This window comes from Vibrio sp. 11-4(1) (genome assembly GCF_013048625.1).
Classification (GTDB): domain Bacteria; phylum Pseudomonadota; class Gammaproteobacteria; order Enterobacterales; family Vibrionaceae; genus Vibrio; species Vibrio diabolicus.
Map to the genome: position 1 here is coordinate 384,138 of NZ_VHSY01000007.1, position 12,255 is coordinate 396,392.

Annotated in this window: 11 protein-coding genes, 2 tRNA genes and 1 rRNA gene; 5 read left to right on the forward strand and 9 right to left on the reverse strand. The window is 44.4% G+C overall.

What is annotated here, in order from left to right:
• The first annotated feature begins 109 nt into the window (after positions 1-109).
• Positions 110-2,200, forward strand: coding sequence for a polyphosphate kinase 1 (ppk1, locus tag FKN16_RS16685; RefSeq protein ID WP_005391598.1), 2,091 nt, complete (start codon positions 110-112; stop codon positions 2,198-2,200).
• Positions 2,184-3,689 (forward strand): exopolyphosphatase, encoded by a 1,506-nt coding sequence (gene ppx, locus FKN16_RS16690; RefSeq protein WP_170903121.1) that lies wholly within the window; start codon positions 2,184-2,186, stop codon positions 3,687-3,689. Before ppk1 ends, ppx begins: the two co-directional genes overlap by 17 nt.
• Before the next feature lie 34 nt (positions 3,690-3,723).
• Here the strand turns inward: ppx and FKN16_RS16695 are convergent, their stop codons facing one another.
• Genes FKN16_RS16695 through phoB form a run of 3 tightly spaced genes read right to left on the reverse strand, consistent with a single transcriptional unit; the run spans position 3,724 to position 6,711 of the window.
• The gene (locus FKN16_RS16695) at positions 3,724-4,683 is read right to left on the reverse strand and encodes a phosphate ABC transporter substrate-binding protein (RefSeq protein WP_170903123.1); all 960 of its coding nucleotides are present in this window, start codon (positions 4,681-4,683) and stop codon (positions 3,724-3,726) included.
• Positions 4,683-5,981: a phosphate regulon sensor histidine kinase PhoR gene (gene phoR, locus FKN16_RS16700; protein WP_005383667.1), complete on the reverse strand. Its 1,299-nt coding sequence runs from the start codon at positions 5,979-5,981 to the stop codon at positions 4,683-4,685. Before phoR ends, FKN16_RS16695 begins: the two co-directional genes overlap by 1 nt.
• Positions 5,982-6,021: 40 nt before the next feature.
• The gene (gene phoB / locus FKN16_RS16705; protein ID WP_005381752.1) at positions 6,022-6,711 is read right to left on the reverse strand and encodes a phosphate regulon transcriptional regulator PhoB; all 690 of its coding nucleotides are present in this window, start codon (positions 6,709-6,711) and stop codon (positions 6,022-6,024) included.
• A gap of 224 nt (positions 6,712-6,935) precedes the next feature.
• On the opposite strand from phoB, the gene rdgC reads away from it, so the two are divergent.
• The 3 genes from rdgC to FKN16_RS16720 all read left to right on the forward strand — a co-directional run bounded on the left by rdgC (position 6,936) and on the right by FKN16_RS16720 (position 9,673).
• Positions 6,936-7,850 (forward strand): recombination-associated protein RdgC, encoded by a 915-nt coding sequence (gene rdgC / locus FKN16_RS16710; protein WP_005391604.1) that lies wholly within the window; start codon positions 6,936-6,938, stop codon positions 7,848-7,850.
• A gap of 165 nt (positions 7,851-8,015) precedes the next feature.
• On the forward strand, positions 8,016-9,416 hold the full coding sequence (yegQ, locus tag FKN16_RS16715) for a tRNA 5-hydroxyuridine modification protein YegQ (RefSeq protein ID WP_006741904.1): 1,401 nt from the start codon (positions 8,016-8,018) through the stop codon (positions 9,414-9,416).
• Between the two features lie 2 nt (positions 9,417-9,418).
• Positions 9,419-9,673 (forward strand): YfhL family 4Fe-4S dicluster ferredoxin, encoded by a 255-nt coding sequence (locus FKN16_RS16720; protein ID WP_170903125.1) that lies wholly within the window; start codon positions 9,419-9,421, stop codon positions 9,671-9,673.
• Positions 9,674-9,715: 42 nt separating this feature from the next.
• Here the strand turns inward: FKN16_RS16720 and FKN16_RS16725 are convergent, their stop codons facing one another.
• From FKN16_RS16725 to rrf, 6 genes are all read right to left on the reverse strand, one after another.
• On the reverse strand, positions 9,716-10,024 hold the full coding sequence (locus FKN16_RS16725) for a hypothetical protein (protein WP_005391608.1): 309 nt from the start codon (positions 10,022-10,024) through the stop codon (positions 9,716-9,718).
• Positions 10,025-10,346: 322 nt separating this feature from the next.
• Positions 10,347-11,183: a penicillin-insensitive murein endopeptidase gene (mepA, locus tag FKN16_RS16730; RefSeq protein ID WP_170903127.1), complete on the reverse strand. Its 837-nt coding sequence runs from the start codon at positions 11,181-11,183 to the stop codon at positions 10,347-10,349.
• A 12-nt stretch (positions 11,184-11,195) separates the two neighbouring features.
• Entirely contained in the window at positions 11,196-11,528 is a 333-nt protein-coding gene (locus FKN16_RS16735) for a DUF1904 domain-containing protein (protein ID WP_005391613.1), read from the reverse strand.
• Between the two features lie 335 nt (positions 11,529-11,863).
• Positions 11,864-11,940: transfer RNA gene (locus FKN16_RS16740), tRNA-Trp, on the reverse strand.
• Between the two features lie 35 nt (positions 11,941-11,975).
• Positions 11,976-12,052, reverse strand: a tRNA-Asp gene (locus tag FKN16_RS16745).
• A 44-nt stretch (positions 12,053-12,096) separates the two neighbouring features.
• Positions 12,097-12,213: ribosomal RNA gene (gene rrf / locus FKN16_RS16750) — 5S ribosomal RNA — on the reverse strand.
• Between the last annotated feature and the right edge of the window lie 42 nt (positions 12,214-12,255).

Genomic DNA, 12,255 nt, shown 5'->3' on the forward strand with positions numbered 1-12,255 from the left:
ATGCAATGCGTGGTATGAAATAAATCTGTAATGAAAATCTCATAATGTTCTCACTCATCCATTTTTCCAAGATGAGTACGTATTACTTCACTTTTGGCTAGGTAAGGTTATGAGCGCAGAAAAACTATATATAGAAAAAGAACTTAGTTGGTTGTCTTTCAACGAACGAGTATTACAAGAAGCTGCCGATAAAACCGTCCCTTTGATCGAACGTATTCGCTTTCTTGGGATTTTTTCCAACAATTTAGATGAATTTTACAAAGTACGCTTTGCGGACGTGAAGCGCAGAATCCTAATCAGCCAAGAGCGCGGTGGCAGCGATAGCCCTAAACGACTGTTAACCAAAATGCAGTCGAAAGCACTCAAGCTTAACGAACAATTTGATGAGCTTTACAGCGAATTGATTCGAGAAATGGCGCGACGTCGCATTTTCTTGGTCAACGAGCAACAACTGGATGAATCGCAGCAAAAGTGGATCGCGAAATACTTCCGTAGAGAGGTCATGCCGCATATCACCCCTCTGCTAATGAAAGATGAGATCGATGTTCTGCAATTTCTCAAAGACGAGTACGCTTACATCGCTGTAGAGCTACGTAAAGAAGAGCATTACCAGTACGCTTTGATCGAAATTCCGACCGATCACCTTCCCCGCTTTGTGATGGTACCAGAACAGAAAGGAAAGCGTCGAAAAACCATCATCTTACTTGATAATATTATCCGCCACTGTTTGGATGAGCTGTTCAAAGGCTTTTTTGATTATGATGAGCTTAGCGGCTATGCGATGAAAATGACGCGTGACGCCGAATACGATTTACGCAACGAAATCGAATACAGCTTGCTCGAACAAATGTCTGAAGGTGTCAATCAGCGACTGACAGCAAAGCCCGTTCGCTTCGTCTACGAACGTGATATGCCGCCCCAAATGCTAGAGTTTCTTTGTAACAAGCTCAATATCTCTAATTACGATAACCTTATCCCCGGCGGCCGCTATCACAATTTTAAAGACTTCATTGCGTTTCCAAATGTTGGGCGAGAGTACCTTGAAAATAAACCGCTTCCACCAATGAAATGCGCCGATTTCGAAGGTTACGCTAACAGCTTTGATGCGATTAAAGCGAAAGATATTCTACTCTATTACCCCTACCACACTTTTGACCACATTAGTGAGTTGGTACGCCAGGCCTCCTTCGATCCAAAAGTACTTAGTATCAAGATTAACATTTATCGCGTCGCGAAAGATTCTCGCTTGATGAACTCATTAATTGATGCCGTGCACAACGGAAAAAATGTCACCGTGGTCGTGGAGCTGCAGGCTCGCTTTGATGAAGAAGCCAATATCGAATGGTCAAAAGTGTTGACCGAGGCAGGTGTGCACGTCATCTTCGGAGCGCCTGGCCTTAAGATTCATTCAAAGCTACTGATGATCAGTCGCCGTGAAGGTGAAGAAATTATTCGCTACGCGCACATCGGCACAGGCAACTTCCATGAGAAGACGGCACGAATTTATACCGACTTCTCTCTCCTTACCGCAGATCAAGAAATCACTAACGAAGTTCGTAATGTCTTCGGTTACATTGAGAATCCATATCGCCCAGTGAAGTTCAATCACCTCATGGTATCTCCACGTAATTCTCGTACCCAAATCTACCGCCTGATCGATAATGAAATTGCGAATGCCAAGCTAGGAAAGAAAGCCGCCCTTACGATCAAGGTCAATAACCTAGTCGATAAAGGCATCGTCAATAAGCTATATGGAGCAAGTACGGCGGGAGTGAAGATAAATATGATCATTCGCGGCATGTGCTCCTTAGTACCAGGCATTGAGGGAATCAGCGACAACATTCGGATCATCAGTATTGTTGACCGCTTTTTGGAACACCCACGCGTGGTGATTACCCATAACGATGGCGATCCGCAAGTCTATATCTCTTCTGCTGACTGGATGACAAGAAATATCGATCACCGCATTGAGGTGGCGGCGCCAGTCCGTGATCCACGTTTGAAACAGAGAATTATTGATATAACGAATATCCATTTTACCGATACAGTAAAGGCTCGTTTTATAGATAAGGAAATGAGCAACGCTTACGTACCACGAGGTAATCGCAAAAAAGTTCGTTCTCAAATCGCTATCTATGACTATCTTAAAAATATAGAAAAGCAAACTAGAAAACAAAATTCAGATGCCTCAAATACTTGAACAAGATACTCGCTACATTGCCGCGATAGACCTCGGCTCAAACAGTTTCCACATGGTGGTGGCCAAGGTTGTAGGCAGTGACTTACAACTGGTTAGCCGTCATAAACAGCGTGTTCGCTTAGCATCAGGACTCGACAGTGAATTGAACTTAAGTCATTCCGCGATGGAACGTGCGTTAGAGTGCTTAGCCATGTTCGCTGAGAGACTGCAAGGGCTTGATGAGTCGAATGTGCGTATCGCCGCGACACACACACTAAGACGCGCTAAAAATGCTCATCTATTCATTGAGCGTGCGAAAGAAGTGATGCCCTTCCCAATAGAAATCATCCCAGGGGAAGAAGAAGCCCGCTTGATTTACTTAGGTGTCGCTCACACTCAAGTAGAGTCAAACTCCAAGTTGGTCGTTGATATTGGTGGCGGCAGTACCGAAATGATCATTGGACAAGAATTTGAACCTGAGCTTCTCAACAGTAAACAGATGGGATGCGTCAGCTTTACAGAGCAATATTTTAAAAACGGCAAACTGTCTGGGAAAAACTTCAATAAAGCGATGTTAGCCGCCGAGCAAAAACTCGAGTCCATCGCTTCAGCATACCGTAAAAAAGGCTGGGATATCGCTCTCGGCTCATCAGGAACCATCAAAGCAATTCAAGAAGTGCTAGTAGGATTAGGTTTTGAAGATGGCCTGATCACCGCGAAGAGACTGGACACGCTTATTGAAACTCTGTGTAATTTTGATTCAATTGAAGAGATTGAACTGACAGGTTTAACAGAAGAACGTAAGCCCGTATTCGCGGCAGGCGTGGCGATTTTGTCCGCAATTTTCAAAGCACTTCGCATTGAGCAGATGTTTTTCTCCGATGGTGCTCTGCGCGAAGGTCTGTTGTACGAAATGGAAGAGCGTTTTGCGCGCTCAGATATACGTATGCGCACAACTGAAAATTTAGCCAACAAACACCGGGTTGACTTAGAGCATGCTGCTCGTGTTAAAGGCCATGCACGTGAGATGTTATGTCAGGTGCGCTCTGAACTAGGCATTAAAAAAAAGAGTGAGTTATTTGACTTACTAGAGTGGGCAGCGTTGCTTCATGAAGTCGGATTAAGTATCAACTTGCGTAGTTTCCATCGCCACTCTTTTTATATTCTGTTGCACTCCACCCTACAAGGCTTCAACCGTGAGCAGCAATTAGTGCTTGCAACATTAGCTCGCTTCCAGCGTAAAGCGCTCAAATTGCAAGAACTACCAGATTTCAACCTCTATAAACAGAGTGACGTTATAAGCCTCATCAAAACATTACGACTTTCTATCGTATTAAATGGACAGCGTAACGAAGATCCATTGCCTGACATCACTTTATCCATCAAAAATGATGAATGGATTCTTACGTGCACAGATAAAGCATGGCTAGAAAACAACAAATTGCTTCATGCTGATTTACAGGAAGAACAAGAACGTTGGGACAGCGCGAAGTGGACACTCACTTTCTGATCTCGTGCTGTTCATACCTAAACAAAAAGTCGGCTTACAGGCCGACTTTTTTTAATTCTTCTTCTGCAAAATCTGCTGTAATGGGCACATAGCCATCTTTCTCAACCAACGCTTGCCCCTGAGCGGAGAAAATAAAGCGAATAAACTCGGCTTCTATTGGTGTTAATGGGTAATCCGGGTGCTTATTCACATATACATATAAGTAACGTGATAGTGGGTACTTACCACTAACAATATGTTCTCGCGTTGGCGTCACGTAGTCATTCCCCGTTTTTGCCACCGGAACTAAGCGTACGCCAGCTACTCGATAACCAACACCAGAATAGCCAACTCCACTGATAGTTGAGGCAACAGCTTGCACAACTGACGCTGAGCCTGGCTGCTCGTTAACTCGTGTTTTAAAATCGCCGCCACATAAGGCATTGCTTTTGAAGTAACCATAAGTTCCAGAAACGGAGTTACGACCAAACAACTGTACGTTGCGCTTTGCCCACTGTGATTCAAGACCGAGTTGCTGCCAGTTCGTGATAAATTGACTTTCACCACAGCGCAGAGTTGCAGAAAACAAAGCATCTAACTGACTAAAGTTGAGCCCTTGAATTGGATTGTCTTGATGGACAAAAATACCGATAGCATCGATCGCAACCCTAAGCGCCGTTGGCTTGTAGCCATGTTCACGTTCAAACGCTTCAACCTCTCTTAAACGCATAGGGCGGCTCATGGGACCAAACTGAGCCGTTTGTTCGGTCAATGCTGGGGGGGCAGTGGAAGAGCCAGACGCTTGGACTTGCGCATTAATATTCGGGTAAATGGATTTAAACTCTTCCACCCAAAGTGTTGTCATGCCTGCAAGTGTATCGGATCCAACAGAGAGCAAGTTACCGACAATCCCAGTCGTTTTATGATAATTCGGCAATGGTTTATCTTGAGCGACAGCCATACCGGAACAAGCGAGAGCCAGTAGACTGAACACTTTTGCGACTCTTAATGCCATTATTTCACCACCAAACGTTCAGGCAATACAAAAGAAAACTTACTGCCCACGCCCACTTCACTGTGAATTTCCAAATGAGAATCATGGTGGCTCAGCGCATGTTTCACAATAGCCAACCCTAACCCACTCCCTCCGGTATCGCGTGATCTTGCTTTATCGACGCGATAAAAACGCTCAGTAAGTCGATGGAGGTGCTGAGGTTCTATACCATCACCACTGTCCTCCACCTCTAAGCATGCGCCTTGAGATGTCTGGAACCAACGAACATTAATGTTCGCGCCAGGCGGTGTGTATTTGACAGCATTATAAACGAGGTTAGAGATAGCACTACGTAACTGGTCATCATCGCCCAGTACGCGTAGGCTAGCATCAACATCAAATTTCAATTTATGTTGGTTGTCCCCGCTAAGGCTAACCGCCTCTTTTTCTAGTACTTCGAGCATCGCAGGTACATTCACGACTTCTTCAAGCTCATGCATAGGTGCCGCTTCAATTTTAGATAGCGTCAGTAGTTGGTTCACCAAACTGTTCATACGGTTGAGCTGCTCCGTCATAACACCATGCGCTTTACTCCACATTGGGCCCACAACCATGTCAGGGTCTTCTGTCATCTCCAAATAACCTTGTAGGACCGTCATTGGTGTACGCAGTTCATGAGAAACGTTAGCAAAGAAATTACGGCGCATTCCCTCAAGTTGTTTTAACTGGCTAACATCACGCACCACCATCAAATGTTCACCTTCGGTATACGGTACGATACGTAGTTCTAGCATGCGTTCGACATTGAGTGGTGAGCGCATTTCCAATGGCTCAGAGAAGTCTTTCTTGTTGAGGTACTTGATAAAGTCAGGCGTACGAATGAGGTTGGAGATAGGTTGACCAGAGTCTTCCGGCCAATGGAAACCCAATAAGTGTTGAGCCAGTTTGTTACACCAAACGATATTGCCTTCAGCACGGAACACCACGACGGCATCGGGTAACGATTCCGCACCATTTCTGAATCGGCGAATGAGATTAGTAAGCTCTTTGCGTTTACGGCGTTGGCGCTGCTGTAAGCGATACAAGCCATTGAACAAAGATTCCCAGTTACCGCTACCAGACGGTGGCGTCAGGCGCTTTTCATCCCATAACCAAGAAGATAAACGTACTTGGTTATGCAAATGCCACACAAGCTGCAATGCCGTAGCTGCCAAAAGCAACCACGGCATATAACCGAATATCCAACCTACTATCACCCATGGGGTGTAAAAAAAAGCCAGCTCCCAGGCCAGCTTTTTCCACGTTAATCTTTCAACCACTCATAACTCCAGAAATGGTACCGATAAGCTGCGTGTTAATTTATGCCTTTGTCGAGAAGCGGTATCCAGCACCACGAACAGTTTGGATCAGCTTATCATGACCTGCGGCTTCCAATGCTTTACGCAGGCGGCGAATATGAACATCGACCGTACGATCTTCGACATACACGTTAGTACCCCAAACATTGTTTAATAGCTGCTCACGGCTGTACACACGCTCTTGATGCGTCATGAAAAAATGCAGCATTTTAAATTCTGTTGGGCCCATATCTAATGGTGCATCATTAGCCGTGACACGGTGTGATACAGGATCAAGCTTCAATCCCTGCACATCAATTACGTCTTCCAGTGCGGTCGGGGTTACACGACGAATCACCGCTTTTAAGCGGGCAACCAACTCTTTAGGAGAAAATGGCTTAGTAATGTAGTCATCCGCACCGACTTCTAAACCGCGCACTTTATCTTCTTCTTCACCACGAGCGGTAAGCATCACAACTGGAATGTTGCGCGTTAATTCCTCTCGCTTCATATGCTTGATGAAGTTAATGCCGCTGCCGCCTGGTAACATCCAATCCAGTAAAACTAAATCAGGGAAGGGTTCAGCCAGTTTGGTTACTGCAGTATCGTAATCTTCCGCTTCTACCGCTTGGTAACCTTTCTGCTCAAGTACGAAGCACAGCATTTCGCGAATAGGAGCTTCGTCTTCAACAACCAGAATCCTTCTAGACATAATTGAGTAACCTTATGTTCGTTGAGCTAATGAATTTAAGAGACAAAGCGCCCCTCTATGCATAAGCATTATCACTACCAATTATGACACTTTTGTGACCTTTGAAAACAAATTTTCATATAACTTTCTTTTGAGGTTCATTCGGATATTTTTCATTTCTATTAAGACATCAGCACAAAAATTCCCTATGATTAGTCCCTTGTCATCAAGCCTAGAGAAGATTTATGTGGTTTAAAAACTGTCTGGTATACCGCGTTAACCGCGAGGTTACTTTCAACGCCGAACAACTAGAAACTCAACTGTCTGAATTCCGATTCACCCCATGTGGCAGTCAAGATAAACAGAAATTTGGTTGGGTCAGTGCAATGGGTAGACATGGCGACATGATGACTCACGTGTCAGAAAACCGCATTCTGATTTGCGCCAAGAAAGAAGAGAAAATGCTACCTGCCTCAGTGATCAAAGAGTCATTGAATGCAAAAGTAGAAGCAATGGAAGCGCAAGAAGGTCGTCCTCTGAAGAAGAAAGAGAAAGACAACCTGAAAGATGACATCGTAATGGATTTACTGCCTCGCGCATTTAGCCGCAGCAGCCACACTCACGTGCTCATCATGCCAAAAGAAGGGTTCATCCTTGTTGACGCAAGCAGCTACAAAAAAGCGGAAGACGTATTAGCACTACTTCGTAAAACCATGGGTAGTTTACCTGTTGTTCCTGCCATTCCAGAAGTAGCGATTGAAACAACGCTAACCGAGTGGGTGAAAACGGGCGACACACCTCAAGGTATCACCATGATGGACGAAGCTGAGCTAAAATCCGTGCTTGAAGAAGGTGGCGTGATTCGTTGTAAGAAGCAAGAGCTGACCACAGATGAAATCCGCAACCACATCGCAGCAGATAAAGTCGTAACGAAGCTTGCACTTAATTGGCAAGATCGTATTGAATTCATCATGACAGAAGATGCGGGTATTAAGCGTCTAAAATTCTCTGATGAATTGAAAGATCAAAATGACGATATTCCACGTGAAGATCAAGCGGCTCGATTTGATGCAGACTTCTCTCTGATGTGTGGGGAGTTCAGTGCTTTCCTACCCAACCTATATGATGCGCTAGGCGGCTTACCAAATCCTAACGCTTAACATTGTATAAAGGTTAACCATAACGCCCTCACTTTTTTTGAGGGTGTTTTTCTATCTGAAGCACAATTACCCTAGTCACAGTTCACATTTTGACGTAAAATTTGCGCCCCATTTCCATTAGGTGGAATTGGCCTGACTTGTGATCAGATAAAAGAGAATTGAGCAATGACAACTGAGAAAGCATTCGTACCTGAGCTACTGTCTCCTGCGGGAAGCCTGAAAAACATGCGTTACGCATTCGCCTACGGCGCAGATGCAGTTTACGCTGGCCAACCTCGCTACAGCCTCCGCGTACGTAACAATGAGTTTAACCACGAAAACCTAAAAATCGGTATCGATGAAGCACATGCTCTAGGCAAAAAGCTTTATGTGGTATGTAACATTCAACCACACAACTCGAAGCTAAAAACCTTCATCCGTGATCTTAAACCAATCGTAGAAATGGGTCCTGACGCATTGATCATGTCAGATCCAGGCCTAATCATGATGGTTCGTGAAGCTTTCCCAGAAATGCCAATTCACCTTTCTGTACAAGCAAACGCTGTAAACTGGGCGACTGTTAAGTTCTGGGCAGCGAATGGCGTGGAACGTGTGATCGTTTCTCGCGAACTATCTCTAGAAGAAATCGAAGAAATTCGTGAGCATTGTCCTGAAACTGAACTTGAAGTATTCGTTCACGGTGCATTATGCATGGCTTATTCTGGTCGTTGCCTACTTTCTGGTTACATCAACAAACGTGATCCTAACCAAGGCACTTGCACCAACGCGTGCCGTTGGGAATACAAAGTGGAAGAAGGCAAAGAAAACGACGCTGGTGATATCGTAGAGAAATTTGACCCATCTGAAGCACAGCCTGTCGAAGTACAAGACGAACGCCCTGAAACCACAATTGGTCGTGGTAAACCAACGGATGAAGTCGTTCTACTTTCTGAAGCGCACCGTCCAGAAGAAAAAATGGCAGCGTACGAAGATGAGCACGGCACTTACATCATGAACTCAAAAGACCTACGTGCGGTACAGCATGTTGAGCGCTTAACTAAGATGGGTGTGCACTCACTGAAAATCGAAGGTCGTACTAAATCATTCTATTACTGTGCTCGTACTGCACAGGTTTACCGTAAAGCGATTGATGATGCTGTAGCAGGCCGACCATTTGATGAAAGCCTAATGGGCACACTAGAGAGCCTAGCTCACCGTGGCTATACCGAAGGCTTCCTACGTCGTCATACTCACGACACCTACCAGAATTACGATTACGGCTACTCAGTCTCTGATGCTCAACAGTTTGTCGGTGAGTTCACTGGTAAACGTCGTGGCGATATGGCTGAAGTAGAAGTGAAAAACAAATTCCTTGTCGGTGATAGTCTTGAGTTAATGACGCCAAAAGGTAATGTTGTTTTCACGCTAGAAGCGATGGAAAACCGTAAGTCAGAGTCTATTGAGGATGCCAAAGGGAATGGTCACTTCGTCTTCATTCCAGTACCAGCAGATCTAGATTTAGAATACGGTCTATTGATGCGTAACTTAAACTCAGGGCAGGACACCCGTAACCCGACTGGTAAGTAATCATGGCCTTGCTCATTACTGGCAAATGCATCAACTGCGACATGTGCGATCCCGAATGCCCCAATGGGGCAATCAGCATGGGAGAAAGCATTTTCGAGATTGACCCAGCTCTATGTACAGAGTGTAAGGGACATTACGAAAAGCCGACCTGTCAGTCAGTGTGCCCGATTACAAAATGCATTATCACAGACCCGGATCATGTAGAAACAGAAGAGCAGTTACTGGAGAAGTTCGTGATTATTCAAGGGTTAGCATAAGAACAAGTAGGTTCAACTTTGGAGACAAAGTTGAACCTTTTTTTAACCCGACTTTTCAATAGGATAGATATTACAAAACAACTCTTTTTCAAAATGAGACTCTAACCTATCTCGCCAATTTTCAGCTTGGGAAACCGGCACAAGATAAAAGTTTTCTCGGCTCGTGTCCGTAACAAAAGCCATTCCATATTGCATCAGCTCGTAATGCACATCATTAACAAATCCGGGATCAAGACGCTGACGTCCTGTCAGGTGGTTTACATCAACCCGAGTCAATAAGACCCCTTTCGTTTCACTGCTAAATCTGTGTCTTAACCACTCTGCAAATTCTTTTGCACAAATCATAGTCATGGTTTTATCCTTGATTTACTCTTCTAGCAGGAGAAGTATCCATTCCCACCTCACACACTTGTCTGCCTTGTTATTGCTTCGCTAGCCAACTGACAGACATATTGCTAAGAAACCAAAGTATCGTGACGAAAGATCTTTCTAAACAGAGAAGTTACGACTTATCTATACTACAACTCTTTGTTTAATTTAGATTTCTATATTATGTCACCAAAACTAATTAGGTTAGTTTTTGTATTGGTATTATTCACTGTAGACAAAAGTATGATGTTTCTCCAGTTTCATAAAAGAGATACGTAAGGGAATATAAACCTGTAGAGTCACTCTAGTTAGTAGAGATAAGTGATTGGCATTGCGGTGGAATCGTTGTTTTTCGCTTGGGCTTAGCAATAACTTTCGCAGACGGAGGCTTATCGATAGGCTTAACTTTCGGTCCCCAACTAGCAAGCTCTACCCCACAACCATCACCAGCGGGAGGCAGGGCTTGTTCAACACAGTAACCACTCGACTCAGGACAAGATAACCTGACGTGGAAGTGGTAATGATGCCCCCACCAAGGGCGAACTTTACGTAACCAAGAACGTTCTTTGCCTTCTTCTTGCGAGCAAAGCTGCTCCTTAATGACAGGATGTACAAAAATTCGTGCAACATCCTCACTCTGTGCAGCATATCGAATCAGCTTAAAGTGCCTATCCTCCCAGCGATGGTTAAGTATGGAATAACCTTTTAAATCCACCACACTCATTGGCTTGGGGAGTTGCAATTCGTTATAAGAAAGCGGTTGGTCAGCGAGTCTTAACCAGATATCAATATCTAACCCAGTTTGGTGACTAGAATGGCCAGAAGAAAACTTTCCTCCTCTTGGTAAAGAGAGGTCACCTATAAGCAGCGTTGTGTTGAGATTTTGATGAGCTTTAAGCGCTAGGTTTTCAATAAACTCTATCGTTTTAGGGTGCCCATAGTAGCGTTTCGTTTTACTGCGTAAAACTTGATAACCAACGCCATCAAGAGGCAAAGGTAATGCACCATCCAAACAACCGTTAGCATAGCTACCAATAGAGGAAGAAGAGTTTTGGGTAGGGTTAGCAACAGACTCCCAAGGAGTAGAGTATACAGAAGCTGAGAAACATAAACCCAAAGATACAATGAAACTCAGCTTCATAGCTTTTAGCCTTTAGTAGTGTTCGCCATTATCGTAATAAGCTTTAGGGGATAAAGCTGAAAAGATAACTGCAACATCAATATCTGCACCAGCAATACCACGAACTTGCTGTGTAATAAGCTTAGCAACTTTATCTTGTACTTCCTGACCACGGTCAAACCAAAGCACTTCGACAAAAGGATATGCAGCACTCACCTCGCCCTCATTGAAAAACGTAGTGTAGATATACTCAAAAGTAAAATCCTCACGCGGACAGTCCATCAGAGGCTGAAGTTCATCCGTCAGAGGCTTTGATAGTGCCTGAACAGCTTGCGGCTCTACAGCACGGAATCGAAAATGTGGCATAAACTTACTTCCTAATTATTAGCATTAACTCATGATAATAACAGGAACCAAGTCAGTGATCATCCAAGCCAATGTAACCACTAACCTTTCCTATACACGTCATATAGATCAAGTAGTAAATCAACTAGCTCACTAACGAAGAATAATGGGAGTATGAAGAGAGGTAAGAAGGGGTAAAATGATACACCGAAGCTTAGTGACGCAATCTATTGCAAAGGAAATAGAATGGCTTAAGTCATCGATGTAATATGTTCTTAAGATCAATATGTATCAGATATCGACAACTATTCGTTAGAAACGAAAAAGGCTCCGACCTAAGTCAGAGCCTTGATATATGGCAGGGGTGGAGAGATTCGAACTCCCAACACGCGGATTTGGAATCCGCTGCTCTGCCAATTGGAGCTACACCCCTGCAGTTCGTGTTTAATGAGACGACTCTCAAATAAGTGGCGGAGTGGACGGGACTCGAACCCGCGACCCCCGGCGTGACAGGCCGGTATTCTAACCAACTGAACTACCACTCCGCAGTGGTATCACCCGTTATTAAAACGAATGTCCGTAATTTAAAGCCTGGCGATGTCCTACTCTCACATGGGGAAGCCCCACACTACCATCGGCGCTATTTCGTTTCACTTCTGAGTTCGGCATGGAAATCAGGTGGGTCCAAAACGCTATGGTCGCCAAGCAAATTCTTTAATCCGGAAAGCTGTTTCTTAATTCTCGTTCT